Origin of the sequence: Sphingobium sp. KCTC 72723 (assembly GCF_014280435.1) — a bacterium.
GTDB lineage: Bacteria > Pseudomonadota > Alphaproteobacteria > Sphingomonadales > Sphingomonadaceae > Sphingobium.
In genome coordinates, this window is the sequence record NZ_CP060388.1 from 3,799,145 (window position 1) to 3,816,031 (window position 16,887).

Here is a 16,887-nt window from a genome sequence, read left to right on the forward strand (position 1 = left end):
GGAGCCTTGCCCGTCGTGAAAGCCTTTTCCGGTATCGCCCTTCTCGCCCTCAGCCTGACGCTCGCCGCCTGCGGCAAGAGCGAGGGAGGGGCCAAGCCCAGTGGCGAATCCGTCGCCGCCGTCGCCCCGCCCGCTGGCGCAAGCTGGTCGGAAACGGTCGCTGAAACGCCCGAAGGCTATTACCGCATGGGCAATCCGTCGGCGGCGGTGAAGCTGGTCGAATATGGCTCCTACACATGCAGCCATTGCCGCGACTTTTCGACCGAAGCGTCGGAGGAGATCAGGAAGCTGGTCGACAGCGGCAAGATGAGCTTCGAATTCCGCACCTATGTCCGCGACCCGATCGATATTTCGACGGCGCTGCTGGCGCGCTGCGGCGGCAAGGACATTTACTATCCGCTGTCCGAACAATTTTTCACCAACCAGAACGCCATGTTTGAAAAGGCGCAGGCGCTGGGCGACCAGCGCTATCAGGCGTTGATGAGCGCTCCCCCGGCGCAGCGTTTCGGCCAGCTTGCCGACGCGCTTGGCCTTGTGGAATTCGCGCAGCAACGCGGCATCGCCGCCGATCAGGCGAAAATGTGCCTGGCCGACACCGCATCGGCGGAAAAACTGGCCAAGGGCGTCGAAACCGCCAACAGCCAATATCAGATCAGCGGCACCCCCAGCTTCCTGCTGAACGGCGTGCTGGTGGACAATGCCGCCAACTGGGCCGCGCTCCAGCCAAAACTGAAAGCCGCCGGACTCTGACAGGTCGGCCGGGGCGCCTTATCAGCGTGAAACCATCATCATGCAGATAAAGCGCCTCAAACTTTCCGGCTTCAAAAGCTTCGTCGACGCCACCGAATTGCGGATCGAACCGGGCCTGACGGGCATCGTCGGTCCCAATGGCTGCGGCAAGTCCAACCTGCTCGAAGCGATCCGTTGGGTGATGGGCGAATCCAGCGCCCGTTCCATGCGCGGCGCGGGCATGGAAGACGTGATCTTCGCCGGCACCGCCACCCGCCCGCAACGCGACTTTGCCGAAGTCTCGCTGCTCACCGTGCAGGAACAGGGCGAATTGTTCAGCGCGGTCGATGTCGGCGCGGACGGCGAGCTGGAAGTCACGCGCCGGATCGAGCGCGGCGCAGGCAGCGCCTATCGCGCCAATGGCCGCGATGTCCGCGCCAAGGACGTGTCGCTGATCTTCGCCGACGCCGCCACTGGCCCGCATAGTCCGGCGCTGGTCAGTCAGGGGCGCATTGCCGCCGTCATCGCCGCCCGGCCGCAGGAGCGACGCGCCATGCTGGAGGAAGCGGCGGGAATTGCCGGGCTGCATGTCCGGCGCAAGGACGCGGAACAAAAATTGCGCGCCGCCGAAACCAATCTCGCCCGGCTGGACGAAATCCTGGCGGACATGGACGCCCGCGCCGCTGCGTTGCGCCGTCAGGCCAAGGCGGCCGAACGCTATATCCGCCTGTCCGACCAGATTCGCGTGGCGCAGGCCCGCACCCTGTTCGCCCGCTGGCGCGAAGCCGACGCCAGCGCACAGGCCGCCCGCGCACAAGCGAAGGAAGCCGATACCGCCGTCGCTGCCGCGCAGGACGCACAGACCGCTGCCGCCACAACTGTCCAGCGTGCCGTCGCGGATCTTGCCGAAAAACGTACAGCCGCCCAGACCGCGCGCGACAATGCCAGCGAAGCGGGCCATCGCCTCACCAGCCTGCGCGCCGAACGCGACGCCATCGTCCGCCGCCTCGCCGACCTTGCCCAGCAGGACGAGCGCCTGGTCGAGGATCGCGCCCGCGAAGGCACGCTCGCCAATGACGCGGCCGATGCGATCGCTCGCCTGACCGCTGAAATCGCCACGCTGAAAGGCCGCGTCGCCGACACCGACAAGCGCCGCCCCGATTTCGCCGCCCGCATCGCCAGTGCAGAGGATGCCGCCCGCGACGCCGAACTGGACCTTGCCAAAGCGATGGCGAAACAGGCCGGCGAACAGGCCGAACTGCGCGTCGCCGAAGCCGCGCTGGTCGCCGCCCGCAACCGTCTGGAACGCACGCAACGCGACGTGCAAAGGCTGGATGCGGAAGCCGCCGCACTCCCCGCCGCCGCCCCACTGGAAGCCCAGCGCGATGCCGCCCGCGCCAGCCAGCATCAGGCCAGCGCCGATCGCGACGCCGCCGACGCCGCCATCCACGCCGCCGATGCCGACCGCCAGAGCGCCAGCGAAGCCCGCGCTGCCGCACAAACCGCACTCGCCGCCGCCCGTGCCGCGCTCGCCGCACTCGACAGCGAAGCCAGCGCCCTCAAACGCGCCGTAGAAAGCGGCGGCGGCACGCGCGCGCTGGACCGGATCAAGGCCGCGCCCGGCTATGAACATGCCCTCGCCGCCGCGCTGGGCGACGATCTCGAAGCGCCCATCGCCACGACAGGCAAGCGCCACTGGGCCGGGGCGGCACCGCTCGCTAACGACCCGCCGCTCCCCGATGATTGCACGCCACTTTCCGCCCATGTCACGGCCCCGCCCGAACTCGCCCGGCGACTGGCGCAGGTCGCTATGGTCGAACGCGACACGGGCCAGCCCCTCGCCGTGGGCCAGCGTCTCGTCACCCGTGATGGCCAGTTGCGCCGCTGGGACGGCTATATCGCGACCGAAGGCGGCGCAGCAGCGGCACAACGGCTGATCCGCCTCAACCGGCTGGACGCCATCGCCGCCGCCCGCCCCGCCATCGCCGAACAAGTGGACACCGCCAGCAGCGCGCAGAATCAGGCCAGCGCCCGTGAAACCGATGCCACCACCGCGCTGGCATCGGGCCGCACCGCCCTGACCCAGGCCGACCAGCGCCTCCGCGCCGCCCAACGCGCCGCCGACGAAGCCACCACCGCGCTCGAACGGCTGGCCGGTCGGCGCGAGGGGCTGGAAGAACGACTGACCGACCTGCGCCGGGACCGGGACGTGGCCCAGGCCGATCATGACCGCGCCCGGTCCACCCGCGCCACCATGCCCGATGGCGCGGACACGCGCGCGCTCGTCGCCTCCCTGTCCCAGACCAGCGAGAAGGCGCGCTTCGCCGTCAGCCAGTTGCAGGCCGATCAGGCATTGGCCGACCGCGCTTTGTCCAGCGATCGCGACCGGCAGGCCGCCGCCGAAGCCGAAATCAAGGGCTGGCGCGCCCGCGCCGGGGAAGCGGCCAAGCGCATCGCCGCCATGGTCGCCCGCGCCGACGCCATCGCCACCGAACGCAGCGCCATCGCCACCCAGCCGGACACGTTGGCCCACGCCATCGCCAGCCTGAACGATCAGGGCGCGGCACTGGCGCAGGCGGCCGATGCCGCGCGCGCCGCCGAACAGGCCGCCGACACTGCCCTGCGCACTGCCGAATCCCGCGCCGCACAGGTCGGCGAAACGCTTGCCGCCGCCCGCGAATCCCGCGCCACAGCCGCAGCCCGCGCCGAATCCGCCGACGAACGGCGCATCGAAACCAACCGCCTGTCGGGCGAACGCTTCGCATGTCCGCCCCCGCTCCTGCCCGAAAGACTGGGTTTTGCCAGCGTCGACATCCGGCTCGCCCAGACCGAACAGGCCGACCATGACCGTTTCGTCACGGATCGCGAGCGGATCGGCCCGGTCAACCTCGTCGCGGCGCAGGAACTGGCGGAACTGGAAGCCACGCAGGCGACCATGCGTGCCGAAAGCGAGGAACTGACCCAAGCCATCCACCGCCTGCGCGGCTCGATCGGCAGCCTGAACCGCGAAGGCCGCCAGCGCCTGCTCGCCGCGTTCGAAGCCGTCGACGGCCATTTCCGCCGCCTGTTCACGACCCTGTTCAATGGCGGACAGGCGCATCTGGAACTGATCGACAGTGACGATCCGCTGGAGGCTGGCCTTGAAATCATGGCCCAGCCACCCGGCAAGAAACTCGCCGCGCTCACTCTGTTGTCGGGCGGGGAACAGGCGCTGACCGCGGTGGCGCTGATCTTCGGCCTGTTCCTCACCAACCCCGCGCCCATATGCGTGCTGGACGAAGTCGACGCCCCGCTGGACGACGCCAATGTCGAACGCTTCTGCGACCTGCTCGACGCCATGGTCGCACAAACCGACACCCGCTACCTCATCGTCACCCACAATGCCGTCAGCATGGCGCGGATGCACCGCCTGTTCGGCGTCACCATGGTCGAACGCGGCGTCAGCCGCCTCGTCTCGGTCAACCTGCAAAGCGCCGAAGCCCTGCTGGCCGCAGAGTGATTATCGTAGTTACGAAAATGCTTGACGAATTTCTGTAGTTATGAAAAATAGGCGATGGCGTTTCCAATCCCGCCGGTAAAAAATGGAACTCATGAGGGATTGGAAATGGAATTAAGTTTCGATCCGGCAAAGCGCCTGAAAACCTTGCAGGAGCGGGGTTTGGATTTCGCCGATGCCGGCCAGGTTTTTGCCGGGCGCACCCTCACCGCGCTCGATGATCGGATGGGTTATGGTGAGGACCGCTACATCACCTACGGCTATCTGAACGAGCGGGCGGTGATATTGGTGTGGACCCCTCGCGATGAGGGACGTCGCATCATTTCGATGAGATGTGCCAATGACCGTGAAAGACATTCTTACGAAGCAGCCCTGGATTGACCCGGATGACGCGCCGGAACTGGACGAACATTTTTTCCGCCATGCCGAATTTCGCATCGGCGATCAGGTCATTCGTCCTGCCACCGGCACGCTCACCCGTCCCGGCCGCCCCAAATCCACTGATCCCAAGCAGCAGGTGACGCTCCGCCTGGACGCTGCCGTACTGGATGCGTTCCGTGCGGGCGGTCCCGGCTGGCAAAGCCGGATCAACGCCGAATTGCGCAAGGCATTGGGCCTTCAGCCCTAACTCCGCCCGAACCAGCCCTTCATCCGGCGGAACAGCCCGCGCTCGCTCACGGCCTCGAACATTTCCTCCGGGCCTTCGGGGTCCAGCACCTCATTGTCGGCCAGCCACGCCTGCACATCGTTCAGGTCCGGCGTCACATAAGCGCGCAGCGTGCGCCCCGGCTTCTGGCGCATTTCCTCGATCCCCGCGACCAGCCCGCGCTGGGCGATCACGCTGGCGACTCGCTCGACCGGCATGTCCAGATGCTCAGCGATCAATTCGTCGCGGATCGCCAAAATCGTCGCCTGTCGTCCGGCATTGGCGGGCAGCACCGTGTCGATCGTCACGTCGCACTCAGTGTCCAGCCGCATCGATCGGTTGTTCATGTTCGACGAACCCACCCGGATCAGCCGGTCGTCCACGATCAATATCTTGGCATGGACGTAAATCGGCGCCCCGCGCTGAGTGAAGGGGTGGTAAATATGGAACCGGCCATGCGTGTCGATGGCCTTCAGCGCCTCATACAGGCGCGCGCGCGCCGTATCCATCGCCTGCTGCTCCAGCCATCCGTCCGCCTGTTCGGGATTGACGATGACGATGTCCGGCCCGTCCGGTTCGGCCAGCCGTTTTGCGATCGCCTCGGCAATCCGGCGCGACGCGAAATATTGGCTCTCGGCATAGATGCAGCGCCTGGCCGCCGCGATCTGGTGGCAATATAGCCGCTCGATCTCGATCGTTTCGTCCTGATCGTCCATCTTGGGCGCGGACCGGGCGATGGCAACGTCCACATCCTCGAAAAAAACCGGCAACTTATCAGGCCAGCAATCAAATTCGCCCACCACCGGCTCCAAAGGATCGCCCCCCGCGCCGGTCCAGCGATTGCGCGCATGTTCGCCCAGCGCCGCCGCGATCGGTCCCATCAGCGCCGTGGTCGCGTCATGCCACGGGCCATAGGGCGTGCCGTCCGGGTGCCTGCGCCCCGGATCTTCGTCGCGGTGATGGCGCGTGTCCCATCGGTCGCCAGTCATGTCGATGCCCCCGCAAAAGGCGAAGCAATCGTCGATCACCACGATCTTCTGGTGATGCGAAGCGGCGGGGGGATGATGGCTGTCCAGCTTCACCGTGACGCGCGGATGCGCCATCCATTTCAGGGTGGTGTAAAGGTTGGTCGGCCGCACCATCGACTTCATGGCGCCCACGTCCCAGCGCAGCAGGAAAATCTCCAGCTCCGGCCGGTTGTCGACCAGCCAGCTGATGAAATCGCCAATCACCACCGGCGCGCCGTCATTGGCCTCATCCTCACGGATCAGGCTGATCGCTGCGTCGAAATCCCACCCGATCAGCATGATCCGCCGCTTGGCCTTCAACATCGCGGCGCGAGCGTGGCGGAAATAGGCGTCGGCGTCGATGATCGTGCTGGCCCGCGTCGCGCGCGCAATCCGCCAGCAATCCTCGCCCGGCGTCGGCCCGCTCTCATCATATGCCACGTTCATGCGCTCCCAATGACGAGACAGCCAAGGAACATCAGCAGCCCGGAAAAACGGTTGGATCGAAATTTGGCGAGCGGATCAAGCCCATCCTCGCGCAGCGTAGCCACCTGCCACGACAGATGCGCGGCAATCGGCAACAGCGCGGCGAGCGCCAGCAATTGCGGCCTTATCTGCCATATCGCGCCCGCCCACAGGCACAACGCCAGCAGATAGCAGACGCTCACGCCCAAACGAACGTGACGCCCCATCGAAAGCGCGCTGGAACCAATGCCGATCAGCGCGTCGTCCTCCCGGTCCTGCAACGCATAGATGGTGTCATAGCCCACAACCCAGAAAATGGTTCCGGCATAGAGCAAAATCCCCGGCACAGTCAGCGCGCCGGCAACCTCGCTCCACCCCACCAGCGCCGCCCAGGAAAAGACGAGGCCCAGCCAGACCTGCGGCCATCCGGTAATCCGCTTCATGAAGGGATAGGCCGCCACCAGCGCCAGCGACCCCAGCGCCACGACCTGCGCATAGCGCCCCAGTTGCAGCAGCACGACCAGCCCGATCAGGCACAGCGCCAGCAGCCACAGCCACGCCACCTTCACCGACATCGTCCCGCTGGCCAGCGGGCGCGCCGCCGTGCGCGCGACTTTCGCGTCCAGATCGCGGTCGACAATGTCGTTGAACACGCATCCCGCGCCGCGCATGACGATGCTGCCCAGCAACAGCCAGCCGATCAGCGGCCAGCGGGCAAAGCCCCCGCCCGCCAGCGCGACGGCCCATGCCCCCGGCCAAAACAGCAACCACCAGCCGATCGGCCGGTCGAACCGCGCCATCTGCACCAGCGCGCGCGGCGTTTCCGGCAGCCGCGCCAGAATTCCATGCGCCTCGCTGTCAGGGACGATCGTCTGGCTCACACTAAACTCCGTTCGCCCCGCGCTTGTCGAAGGACCATAGTTGTTCTTTAGAGACAATTAGGGCTTGGACAAGCAGCCCGCATGGAGTGACGATGATGACCGCAACCCCCGCCTGGCCGCCGCAAAGCGCCCCGCGCCTGCATGTCGAAACCCAGTTGGGGGATGGCGTATCGGTGCCGATCGACGGCAACCCGGCCCATTATCTGATCAGCGTCATGCGCGTGAAGCCCGACGACATCGTCCTGCTGTTCGACGGCCGGTCTGGCGAATGGGCCGCCCGCGCCCGCGACATCCGCAAACGGGATCTGGTGCTGGAATGTGTCGGCCAGACGAAACCGCCCGAATCGGTCCCCGATTTCTGGCTCTGCTGCGCCCCGATCAAAAAGGGCCGCATCGACCTGATCGCTGAAAAAGCGTGCGAACTGGGCGTGGCAAAGCTCCAGCCCGTCCTCACCCGCCGCGCGGTGGTGGACAAACTCAATCTCGACCGGCTCCACGCCCATCTGGTCGAGGCCGCCGAACAATGCGGCCGCACTGCCCTGCCGGACCTGGCGGCGATGGTGAAACTCGACGCGCTGCTGCGCGACTGGCCGCAGGACCGCCATTTGTTCTTCGCCGACGAAACCGGCGGCGCACCGCTGGTTCAGGCCTTTGCCGACCATCCCGGTCCCGCCGCCTTCCTGATCGGGCCGGAGGGCGGCTTTGATCCAACCGAACGCGAAACGATCCGCGCCCATCCGCGCGCCGTGCCGGTATCGCTCGGCCCGCGCATCCTGCGCGCGGAAACTGCCGCCATCGCCGCTACGGCGGCATGGATGACGCTGAATGGCGACTGGCAACGGTGACTGGCACTAAGTTTCATTTCGCCATTGGATTGAACCGTTTATAGACAAGCCCTATCTGCGGATCGCCCGCTACTGTTTGACGGGCAGAGGGGAAGCATTAAGGGCGGGGCATGAGCACCAGAACCGACTCAGGGGATCATGATCCCGTCATCGAAAGCCGCGACCAGTTGATCGCGGCCTTTGCCAAGGGCGAAAAGCCCAAGGACCGCTGGCGCATCGGCACCGAGCATGAGAAATTCGTCTACAACCGCAAGGATCACCACGCCCCCTCCTATGAGGAAAAGGGTGGCATCCACACGCTGTTGATCGGCCTGACCCGCTATGGCTGGAACCCGGTGTTCGAGGGGGAAAATATCATCGCCCTGTCCGGCGCCGATGGTACGATCAGCCTGGAACCGGCGGGGCAGCTTGAACTGTCGGGCGCGCCGCTCGACAATATTCATCAGACCTGCGCCGAAACCGGCCGCCATCTGGAACAGGTGAAATATGTCGGCGACATGCTGGGCCTTGGCTTTCTGGGCCTTGGCATGTGGCCTGACAAGACGCGCGCTGAACTGCCGATCATGCCCAAGGGCCGCTATGACATCATGCTGCGGCACATGCCGCGCGTGGGGTCGATGGGGCTGGACATGATGCTGCGCACCTGCACCATCCAGACCAATCTGGACTATGGCAGCGAAGCCGACATGGTGCAGAAATTCCGCACCTCGCTGGCCCTGCAACCGCTCGGCACGGCATTGTTCGCCAATTCCCCCTTCACCGAAGGCAAGCCCAACGGCTTCCTCTCCTACCGCAGCCATATCTGGTCGGACACCGATCCGGGCCGCACCGGCATGTTGCCCTTCGTGTTCGAAGACGGCTTTGGCTATGAACGCTATGCCGACTATGCGCTCGATGTGCCGATGTATTTCGTCTATCGCAACGGCGGCTATATCGACGCTTCGGGGCTCAGTTTCCGCGATTTCCTCGAAGGCAAACTTTCGGTCCTGCCGGGCGAAAAGCCGACGGAGAAGGATTGGGAGGATCATCTCTCCACCGCCTTCCCCGAAGTGCGGCTCAAAAGCTTCCTTGAAATGCGCGGGTCGGACGGCGGGCCATGGGGCCGCATCTGCGCGCTGCCTGCGCTCTGGGTTGGCCTGCTCTATGACCAGAATGCGCTGGATGCCGCATGGGATCTGGTCAAGGACTGGAGCATGGAGGATCGCCAGATCCTGCGCGATTCCGTGCCGAAACTCGGCCTCGACGCACCGATCGGCAAGGGCCGCACCCTGCGCGACATTGCGCGCCCGGTCCTCGACATCGCGCGGTCAGGGCTGGCCGCGCGCGGTCGCCTCAACGCGGCGGGCGACAATGAAACCGGCTATCTTTCGGAACTGGAAGAAGTCGTCTCCTCCGGCAAGACCCACGCCGAACGCCTGCTCGAACGCTATCATGGGGAATGGGGCGGCGACGTCAGCAAAGCCTATGCGGAAGAAAGCTTCTGATCGGCGGATGCGGGCGGCCTACTCGGCCGCCTGCATCACCGCCGCCGTCTCGCGCTTCTTCCCCGTCACCCACGCAAACAGGCGCGGCACCGGGCCATTGCGCTCCATCCAGTCGCTATAGGCGCGATAGTCCGGGTCGGCGGACAGATGCTGCTCCTCGGTCCGCGCGCGCCAGTAATAGACGGCGTTGGTGATCCCCAGCATCGCGCAATTGCGCACGATATCGGTCATCGACCCGCTCACGCTCAGGAACGGCAGCGCCGAAAACCACCAGAACAGATTCTTGGCCAGATAGGCCGGGTGCCGGGTCCACCGATACGGCCCATGCGTCAATATCCCCCGATGCGTCAGGTTGGAAAAGCGCAACCCGAACGCCACCGTCGCCCAGGCATAGATGCCGGTCAGCAGCACCAGCCACCCGCCCAGCGCCCATTGCAGCGCGCCCGAACCCTGCGTCCAGTAATCCCATTCCGCCCCGCCCGCATGATAATCGAGCGGCCCGCCACCCCCCATCAGCACGAAGGGCGGATAGCACATCAATGCCGCGACCCAGCCCGCCAGATAGGGGTTGGCGGCGCGGATATGCGAATCCAGCGGCTTGAAGGTCAGCATATAACCCACCGTCGCCAGGCACACGTCGATCATGAACATGACCGCGATCAGGAACCCCGCCAGTGCCACCGGATTGGCAAAAGCATCCTCGATCCGCCACTCCACCACGCTGGCGAAATTGCCCGGCACGATGGAGACCATGAACGCGAGGAAAAAGCCCTTCACCGCCCAGGCGCGGGCATGATGGGCCACCTGTCGCATATCGGGCGCACCCGCCGCGCCGCCGATCACCCATTGGCCAAAATGATAGCTGGCGTCCTTCGGCGCCACCAGCCGCCGGTCGATCCAGACGATATAAGGGACTGACAGCACCAGCAGCCAGGGCGCGGCATAAGTGAACAGGTCCATCGAAAATCGATAATTCCCGCTCCAGTACCAGCGCGCCACGCAATAGAAGATCGCGATGCCCAGCCATGTCGCCCACAGCCCGGCAATCTTGACGATGCTGATGTCCAGCACGTCGCGTAACGGCCGCGCCGGGCCACGCCAATCGATCCCGGTCGATGCGTTGCGATGCACCTTGTCCACCATCAGCGACCAAAGCACCATCGGCACCCCGCACGCGACCACGGCGGCCAGCCCCGCATTCGGCCCGTTCATGCCATAATGGCGCGCCACCAGCGTCCACAGGCACAGGCCGACAAGGCCAGCGATGCCCACGCCATGGCTGACGGCGGATTTGGGGCAGGGGTCAGCAGAATCGCGCATGATCGCGGCTTTAGCGCAAAAGGGTAAGCAAGGCGTGAAAGCGTCACGCGACCAACCGCCCGTCGCAAATCCTCTTAACCTGCCGCAAGGCGGTGAACCCGTTTCATCTCAGGGCGTTATGCCCCGATAGATCGAAAGAATAATGGAGGCAGGAGATGACGATCGCGGTGCAGTTTCCCGATGGCAGCGTCCGCAACGTCCCTGCCCAGTTGCGCGAAATCGGCGATCCCCTCCACCCGCACGCGCTGCCGACGTTCGAGCGGGTGCCGCTCAATTGCGATTCCCGCTGGACCTTCCACCGCCGGGGCGACCGCTGGTTCGCCCGGCCCCGCAGCGGCAGCCTGACCGCGCTGCGTCCGGCAAAGCCGGAATGGTGGCGCTCCGTCCCGCAAATGGACGATGAAACGCCCGGTGACGGACCCACTCAGCAACAAAGCCAGCGCTTCGGCAGCGCAGCCTGAGCGTCTGTTTTGGAGAGCCGCACCGGCCCACACCCCCACCCGACCGCCCATCAAGTATATCCTGAATGGGCGGTCGGGTGGGGGTGTGCCGGTGGGGTAACCGAAATGCGCTCTCCCGCGCATGTCGACAGAGACGCTCATCCGCCCAGCACGTTGATGGTGAACGCCAATATGCCAAGGTTGAACAGGAACGCCGCCAGACTCTGAAACAACACGGTGCGTCGCATCCCGCTGTCCGTCACCGACACGTCGGACGTCTGGAACGTCATCCCCAGCGTGAAGGCGAAATAGAGGAAATCCCAATAGCCCGGCTCGCGCGTGTCGGGGAAATCCAGCCCGCCGCTATCGCCTCCACCCTGCTTCGCGCGATAGAAGATATGCGCATAATGCATCGCATAGACCAGGTTGGAAAACAGCCAGGCCATTAGCAATGTCACCAGCAGCAGCGCCACCGTCGCGCCCTTGTGCGCGTTGTGCTGGCCCACCGCCACGCCGACCGCGACCAGCACTACCAGGCTGACGATCGCGGTAATCAGCAGCATCAGTTCGCGATTGGCATCGTTCGCCGCTGCCTTGGCGCGCATGTCCTGCGGCCGCGAATCCAGCAACGGCGCAGTCGACAGCAGGAAAGCGATGGCGGCAAAATCGAACCCCGCCATCACTGCCTCATGCCATGGCAGCCACAGCGCCAGCGGCACCATGCCCGCCAGCAGCGCCAGAAACATGCCATAGCGCCACGGAAAGATGCGGGTTTTCGTCATGCTCGCCATAAAGCGCGCCGCCACCCGTCCGCGCAAGCCGGGATTACAGCACCGCCGCGACCAGCCCGCGCGCCTGCGCTTCATTGGCCTCCAGATACCAGTTTTCCGGCGCTTTCTGGAGCAGTTCCTCCATCGTCACGTCCGAACCCAGGATCAAATTCTGGAACCCTTCATTCTGGATCGCGATCGACGACTGGATCTCGTTCAACGTCGCCTTCAACGTCGCGATGCAGGTCGACAATGGCCCGGCCAGCTGGATATTCTTGGTGATCAGCCGCTCATGGATCATCAGCCGCGTGCCGCGCGTCAGATAGCGGTTTTCCGCCGCAAAGAAGCTCATGAAGGTCGCCCCTGCCGAATAGACCGCCGTGCGGCCCAGAAACACCATGCGCCGCTGCGGATAGAGGTCCGAATGGAACCGAATATCCTCCCCCATCAGCCGCGCAATTTCCGGGTCGCCGCCCAGCGTGGAAATTTCCACGACCACCAGTCCCTGCTGCGGCGCATTGGCCAGACAATTCTTGAAATGCAGATACATGCCATGGTCGACCACGCCCGACAGCATGATCGTGGGATATTCGAAATCCTTGGGGCCAAGCATCGGCGCAGTCATCAACATCGAAACGTCCTTGAAATGGGAAACAATCGGCCTGCACTACGCATGGCGCGGCAAAAGGGTGCCGGGCAGGGTCATTCTTTTGACTGGCGCGCGCCGCGACAGGCTGTAAAGAACAGATCATGACCAAAGGGCGTGGCCCCAGGGGGCAGGACGGATGATCGCGAAACTTAAAGGGCGATTGGACAGCACGGGGCTGGACCATGCCATCATCGACGTGGGCGGCGTGGGCTATCTGGTCGGCGCATCGTCCCGCACGCTCGCCGCGCTGGGGACGGTGGGCGAAGCCGTGACGATCCACACCGAAATGCTGGTCGCGGCAGACTCCATCCGCCTCGTCGGCTTTGCCCGCGCCGAAGAACGCGACTGGTATCGCCTGCTCACTCATGTGCAGGGCGTGGGATCGCGCGTCGCACTGGCCATCCTCTCCGCCCTCGAACCGCTCGAACTCCACCGTGCCGTCGCCATGGGGGACAAGGCGATGATCGCCCGCGCCAATGGTGTCGGCCCCAAACTCGCCCAGCGCATCGTCAATGAACTCAAGGACAAGATCGGCACTGCGCCTGCGGGCAGCCCGCTCGACACCGGCGGCATCGCCATCCTCCCCACCGGCAGCTTCGCCGCCGACGCCCTCTCCGCCCTGCAAAATCTCGGCTTCAAACCCCACGAAGCCAGCGTCGCGGTAAGCGCCGCGCAAGCGGATCTCGGCGACGACGCCACCCTGGACGCGCTGGTGCGCCTCGCCCTGCGAAAGGCAGCGAAGTGAGCGAGAATTTGGATTTAGACCCTGCCTTCGTTCAGCGATTGGCCGAAACGGAAATCGCCAATGTGTTGGAGAGCAAGAAGGCATTGCTTGAAGAGCATTCTGCTTCTTTCCGTTGGCTTGTGGCTTCCTTTCTCGCCATAAATGGCGGTGGCGTGCTTGCTTTGGCAGGCCAACAGAATATTCCCCGTGGGTATGCCGTTACCTCTGGTTTGCTATTCTGCATGGGCATACTATCTGCGTTGCTTTGTGCTTGGCTGAGTCAACGAGCAAACAGAGCAATGATGCGGTCGACTAGTGAAACTTTAGGCTTCTGGCTGTCGGTTGCACACACCGGAGAACTCGATCAAGAACACATCAACGCGATCGAGCGAAAGATGCACGGGACAATGAAAGCTGCGCGTCCTACGCAATTTTCGGGTTGGTTATCAGTTCTTGCATTCGCATTTGGTATGCTTGTAGCAGGAAATGGCTACTGGATCGCCCATTCGCCTGAAATGGTGAAGGTGTGCGTCCATGACTGACGACCGCCTCGTCACCCCCGCCCGCCGCATCGAGGATGTGGACGCCGCGCTGCGCCCCAAATCGCTCGACGAATTCATCGGGCAGGAAGCCGCGCGCGGCAATCTGCGCGTCTTTATCGAGGCCGCCAAGCAACGCGGCGAAGCGCTTGACCATGTCCTCTTCTTCGGTCCGCCGGGCCTTGGCAAGACCACGCTGGCGCAGATCGTGGCCAAGGAAATGGGCGTCGGCTTCCGCGCCACATCCGGCCCGGTCATCGCCAAATCGGGCGATCTTGCTGCCTTGCTCACCAATCTGGATGAAGGCGACGTCCTGTTCGTGGACGAAATCCATCGCCTCAACCCGGCTGTCGAAGAAGTCCTCTATCCCGCGATGGAGGACCGCGCGCTCGACCTGATGATCGGCGAAGGCCCGTCGGCCCGCTCGGTCCGCATCGACCTGCCGCCCTTCACGCTGGTTGGCGCGACCACGCGGCAGGGCTTGCTCACGACCCCGCTACGCGACCGTTTCGGCATCCCGGTGCGGCTGCAATTCTACACCGTGGACGAACTGGAACTGGTCGTGCGCCGCGCCGCGCGCCTGCTCGACCTGGCCATCACCCCCGACGGCGCGATGGAAATTGCCCGCCGGTCGCGCGGCACCCCGCGCATCGCCGGGCGGCTGCTGCGCCGGGTGCGCGATTTCGCCAATGTCGCGGGCGTCGCGGCGGTCGATGCCAAGGTCGCCGATGCTTCGCTCCGGCGGCTGGAGGTCGACGAACTGGGCCTCGACCTGATGGATCGCCGCTATCTGATGATGATCGCCGATATTTATCGCGGCGGCCCGGTCGGCGTCGAAACGCTCGCTGCGGGCCTTTCCGAAGCGCGCGACACGATCGAGGAAGTGATCGAACCTTACCTCATCCAGCTCGGCCTCATCGCCCGCACCGCGCGCGGCCGCTGCCTCAATGGTCCCGGCTGGAAGCATCTGGGCCTCAATCCGCCGCAGGACGGGCAGGACGGCCTGTTCGACTGAAGTTCCAGAAAAGCATGGCCGCTACGGCATGGCGCGGCTATAGCTGGCCCATGAGCCAGGCGCACGACAGATGCGCCAGAACACGCAGGAGTCGAGCCTTGAGGGCCATCGAGACATTTCCCAACCTCGTCACCATGTTCTTCACCCGCGCGGGTGAAAAGGGCGACGCGCCCTTCCTCTGGCGCAAGAGCGACGGCGCATGGCATTCGCTTAGCTGGGCGCAGGTCGCGCAACAGGTCGCCTCCCTCTCCAAGGCGCTAAAGGCGCAGGGGCTGAAACCGGGCGATCCGGTCATGCTGGTCAGCGAAAACCGCCCGGAATTCTGCATCGCCGACCTTGCCATCATGGCGGCGGGCTGCATCACCGTGCCGACCTACACGACCAACACCACGCGCGATCATCAGCATATCCTGACCGACAGCGGCGCGCGCGCCGTCATCGTCTCGACCGCGAAACTGGCGACTGCGCTGATGCCTGCGGTCGTCCGCTCGCAGGCCGCCTTCGTCATCGGCATGGAGCCGTTGCGCGGCACGCAGGGGCAGATCGCCTGCCATCTGTGGGACAACATCATCGCCGCCCATCCCGCCGATCCCGCCGCCTGCGCCGCCGCGCAGACCGCGACCCGCAACGATCAGGCCTGCATCATCTACACCAGCGGCACCGGCGGCGCCCCGCGCGGCGTGATGCAGCATCATGGCGCGATCCTGATCAACGCGCAGGGCGCAGGCACCATCGTGGCGGAGGATTTCGGCTGGGATGACGAAGTGTTCCTCTCCTTCCTCCCCCTCTCCCACGCCTATGAACATAGCGGCGGGCAATTCCTGCCGATGCTGCTCGGCGGGCAGATCTATTATTCGGAAGGGCTGGAAAAACTCGCCAGCAATATCGAGGAGACGCGCCCCACCATCATGGTGGTCGTCCCCCGCCTGTTCGAAGTGCTGCGCGCCCGCATCATGAAGTCGATCGAAAAGCAGGGCAAATTCCCGACCTGGCTGATGGGGCAGGCGCTGCGCATCGCCGCGAAGGAACAGCAGGGCAGGGGATCGGTCCTCGATCGCCCCTTGAAGGTGCTCCTCGCCCGCACCCTCATCCCCAAAATCCGCGCCCGCTTCGGTGGCCGGTTGAAGGCGCTGGTGTCAGGCGGCGCGCCGCTCAACCCCGATGTCGGCCTGTTCTTCGACGCGATGGGCCTGACCCTGTTGCAAGGCTATGGCCAGACGGAGGCCGGACCCGTGGTCAGTTGCAACCGCCCCCGCGCGGGCATCGCCATGGACACGGTCGGCCCGCCGCTCGACGGGGTGGAGGTCAAAATCGCCGAAGATGGCGAAATCCTCGTGCGCGGCGAACTGGTCATGCACGGCTATTGGCGCAATCCGGCCGAAACCGAAAAGGTGCTGAAAGGCGGCTGGCTCCACACCGGCGACATCGGCGAATTCGATGCAAAGGGCCGCATCCGCATCACCGACCGCAAGAAAGACCTGATCGTCAATGACAAGGGCGACAATGTCTCGCCGCAAAAGGTCGAAGGGATGCTGACGCTCCAGAATGAGATCGGCCAGGCCATGGTCCATGGCGACCGCCGCCCCTATCTGGTCGGCCTGATCGTCCCCGATGCCGAATGGACCCGCGAATGGGCGCAGGACAAGGGCATCGCGGTGGCCGACGCGCCCGCTGATCCCGCCTATATGGGGGCGCTGCGTGCGGCGGTCGACCGGGTCAATGCCGACCTGTCAGTGATCGAACGGGTCCGCCGCTTCATCCTGGCCGACGAACCCTTCGCCATCGACAATGAGGAAATGACCCCGTCGATGAAGATCCGACGCCATGTCATCCGCAAACGCTATGCCGACCGGATGGACGCGCTCTACAAGGGATGA

At 64.8% G+C, this 16,887-nt stretch carries 16 protein-coding genes; 11 read left to right on the forward strand and 5 right to left on the reverse strand.

The genetic code is table 11. The annotated features are described in order from the left end of the window. Positions 1-15: 15 nt before the first annotated feature. The 4 genes from SPBM01_RS18340 to SPBM01_RS18355 are packed head-to-tail and all read left to right on the forward strand — an operon-like array spanning position 16 to position 4,853. Positions 16-750 (forward strand): thioredoxin domain-containing protein, encoded by a 735-nt coding sequence (locus SPBM01_RS18340; RefSeq protein WP_188062946.1) that lies wholly within the window; start codon positions 16-18, stop codon positions 748-750. A gap of 40 nt (positions 751-790) precedes the next feature. After that, positions 791-4,228, forward strand: a complete 3,438-nt coding sequence (gene smc / locus SPBM01_RS18345) for a chromosome segregation protein SMC (protein WP_188062947.1) — start codon at positions 791-793, stop codon at positions 4,226-4,228. Positions 4,229-4,282: 54 nt separating this feature from the next. Next, the gene (locus SPBM01_RS18350) at positions 4,283-4,606 is read left to right on the forward strand and encodes a BrnT family toxin (protein WP_262504254.1); all 324 of its coding nucleotides are present in this window, start codon (positions 4,283-4,285) and stop codon (positions 4,604-4,606) included. Continuing rightward, positions 4,566-4,853, forward strand: coding sequence for a BrnA antitoxin family protein (locus tag SPBM01_RS18355; protein WP_410483009.1), 288 nt, complete (start codon positions 4,566-4,568; stop codon positions 4,851-4,853). The genes SPBM01_RS18350 and SPBM01_RS18355 overlap by 41 nt, the downstream gene beginning before the upstream one ends. On the opposite strand, the gene SPBM01_RS18360 is transcribed toward SPBM01_RS18355, so the two are convergent. Both SPBM01_RS18360 and ubiA read right to left on the reverse strand, forming a co-directional pair. Next, a complete protein-coding gene (locus SPBM01_RS18360; protein ID WP_188062948.1) occupies positions 4,850-6,325 on the reverse strand; it encodes a phospholipase D-like domain-containing protein in 1,476 nt (491 codons plus the stop codon). The genes SPBM01_RS18355 and SPBM01_RS18360 overlap by 4 nt on opposite strands. Then, positions 6,322-7,224 (reverse strand): 4-hydroxybenzoate octaprenyltransferase, encoded by a 903-nt coding sequence (ubiA, locus tag SPBM01_RS18365; RefSeq protein ID WP_188062949.1) that lies wholly within the window; start codon positions 7,222-7,224, stop codon positions 6,322-6,324. Before ubiA ends, SPBM01_RS18360 begins: the two co-directional genes overlap by 4 nt. 95 nt (positions 7,225-7,319) lie before the next feature. Here ubiA and SPBM01_RS18370 point away from each other — a divergent pair, with 95 nt between their 5' ends. Further along, the gene (locus SPBM01_RS18370; RefSeq protein ID WP_188065817.1) at positions 7,320-8,069 is read left to right on the forward strand and encodes a 16S rRNA (uracil(1498)-N(3))-methyltransferase; all 750 of its coding nucleotides are present in this window, start codon (positions 7,320-7,322) and stop codon (positions 8,067-8,069) included. Between the two features lie 110 nt (positions 8,070-8,179). After that, positions 8,180-9,553, forward strand: coding sequence for a glutamate--cysteine ligase (locus tag SPBM01_RS18375; RefSeq protein ID WP_188062950.1), 1,374 nt, complete (start codon positions 8,180-8,182; stop codon positions 9,551-9,553). An 18-nt stretch (positions 9,554-9,571) separates the two neighbouring features. On the opposite strand, the gene SPBM01_RS18380 is transcribed toward SPBM01_RS18375, so the two are convergent. Then, the gene (locus SPBM01_RS18380) at positions 9,572-10,873 is read right to left on the reverse strand and encodes a methyltransferase family protein (protein ID WP_188062951.1); all 1,302 of its coding nucleotides are present in this window, start codon (positions 10,871-10,873) and stop codon (positions 9,572-9,574) included. Between the two features lie 155 nt (positions 10,874-11,028). Here SPBM01_RS18380 and SPBM01_RS18385 point away from each other — a divergent pair, with 155 nt between their 5' ends. Beyond that, positions 11,029-11,334 carry a hypothetical protein gene (locus tag SPBM01_RS18385; RefSeq protein WP_188062952.1) on the forward strand — a complete coding sequence of 102 codons (306 nt, stop codon included), beginning with the start codon at positions 11,029-11,031 and terminating at the stop codon, positions 11,332-11,334. A gap of 137 nt (positions 11,335-11,471) precedes the next feature. On the opposite strand, the gene SPBM01_RS18390 is transcribed toward SPBM01_RS18385, so the two are convergent. Both SPBM01_RS18390 and SPBM01_RS18395 read right to left on the reverse strand, forming a co-directional pair. Then, positions 11,472-12,095, reverse strand: a complete 624-nt coding sequence (locus tag SPBM01_RS18390; protein WP_188062953.1) for a DUF1345 domain-containing protein — start codon at positions 12,093-12,095, stop codon at positions 11,472-11,474. Positions 12,096-12,138: 43 nt separating this feature from the next. Next, positions 12,139-12,714, reverse strand: a complete 576-nt coding sequence (locus tag SPBM01_RS18395) for a peptidase S14 (protein ID WP_188062954.1) — start codon at positions 12,712-12,714, stop codon at positions 12,139-12,141. 154 nt (positions 12,715-12,868) lie between these two features. Here SPBM01_RS18395 and ruvA point away from each other — a divergent pair, with 154 nt between their 5' ends. The 4 genes from ruvA to SPBM01_RS18415 all read left to right on the forward strand — a co-directional run bounded on the left by ruvA (position 12,869) and on the right by SPBM01_RS18415 (position 16,887). After that, on the forward strand, positions 12,869-13,477 hold the full coding sequence (gene ruvA, locus SPBM01_RS18400; RefSeq protein WP_188062955.1) for a Holliday junction branch migration protein RuvA: 609 nt from the start codon (positions 12,869-12,871) through the stop codon (positions 13,475-13,477). Continuing rightward, positions 13,474-13,998, forward strand: coding sequence for a hypothetical protein (locus SPBM01_RS18405; RefSeq protein WP_188062956.1), 525 nt, complete (start codon positions 13,474-13,476; stop codon positions 13,996-13,998). Before ruvA ends, SPBM01_RS18405 begins: the two co-directional genes overlap by 4 nt. Further along, positions 13,991-15,010, forward strand: a complete 1,020-nt coding sequence (gene ruvB, locus SPBM01_RS18410; protein WP_188062957.1) for a Holliday junction branch migration DNA helicase RuvB — start codon at positions 13,991-13,993, stop codon at positions 15,008-15,010. Before SPBM01_RS18405 ends, ruvB begins: the two co-directional genes overlap by 8 nt. Before the next feature lie 134 nt (positions 15,011-15,144). After that, a complete protein-coding gene (locus SPBM01_RS18415) occupies positions 15,145-16,887 on the forward strand; it encodes an AMP-dependent synthetase/ligase (protein WP_188065818.1) in 1,743 nt (580 codons plus the stop codon).

What these genes read in the sequence shown, in the direction of transcription:
- ruvA (WP_188062955.1), top strand. Translation starts at nt 12,869, where the DNA reads ATGATCGCGAAACTTAAAGGGCGATTGGACAGCACGGGGCTGGACCAT.
- SPBM01_RS18375 (WP_188062950.1), top strand. Translation starts at nt 8,180, where the DNA reads ATGAGCACCAGAACCGACTCAGGGGATCATGATCCCGTCATCGAAAGC.
- SPBM01_RS18385 (WP_188062952.1), top strand. Translation starts at nt 11,029, where the DNA reads ATGACGATCGCGGTGCAGTTTCCCGATGGCAGCGTCCGCAACGTCCCT.
- SPBM01_RS18380 (WP_188062951.1), bottom strand. Translation starts at nt 10,873, where the DNA reads ATGCGCGATTCTGCTGACCCCTGCCCCAAATCCGCCGTCAGCCATGGC.
- SPBM01_RS18415 (WP_188065818.1), top strand. Translation starts at nt 15,145, where the DNA reads ATGTTCTTCACCCGCGCGGGTGAAAAGGGCGACGCGCCCTTCCTCTGG.
- SPBM01_RS18395 (WP_188062954.1), bottom strand. Translation starts at nt 12,714, where the DNA reads ATGTTGATGACTGCGCCGATGCTTGGCCCCAAGGATTTCGAATATCCC.
- smc (WP_188062947.1), top strand. Translation starts at nt 791, where the DNA reads ATGCAGATAAAGCGCCTCAAACTTTCCGGCTTCAAAAGCTTCGTCGAC.
- SPBM01_RS18355 (WP_410483009.1), top strand. Translation starts at nt 4,566, where the DNA reads ATGACCGTGAAAGACATTCTTACGAAGCAGCCCTGGATTGACCCGGAT.
- SPBM01_RS18370 (WP_188065817.1), top strand. Translation starts at nt 7,320, where the DNA reads ATGACCGCAACCCCCGCCTGGCCGCCGCAAAGCGCCCCGCGCCTGCAT.
- ruvB (WP_188062957.1), top strand. Translation starts at nt 13,991, where the DNA reads ATGACTGACGACCGCCTCGTCACCCCCGCCCGCCGCATCGAGGATGTG.
- SPBM01_RS18390 (WP_188062953.1), bottom strand. Translation starts at nt 12,095, where the DNA reads ATGACGAAAACCCGCATCTTTCCGTGGCGCTATGGCATGTTTCTGGCG.
- SPBM01_RS18350 (WP_262504254.1), top strand. Translation starts at nt 4,283, where the DNA reads ATGGCGTTTCCAATCCCGCCGGTAAAAAATGGAACTCATGAGGGATTG.
- SPBM01_RS18360 (WP_188062948.1), bottom strand. Translation starts at nt 6,325, where the DNA reads ATGAACGTGGCATATGATGAGAGCGGGCCGACGCCGGGCGAGGATTGC.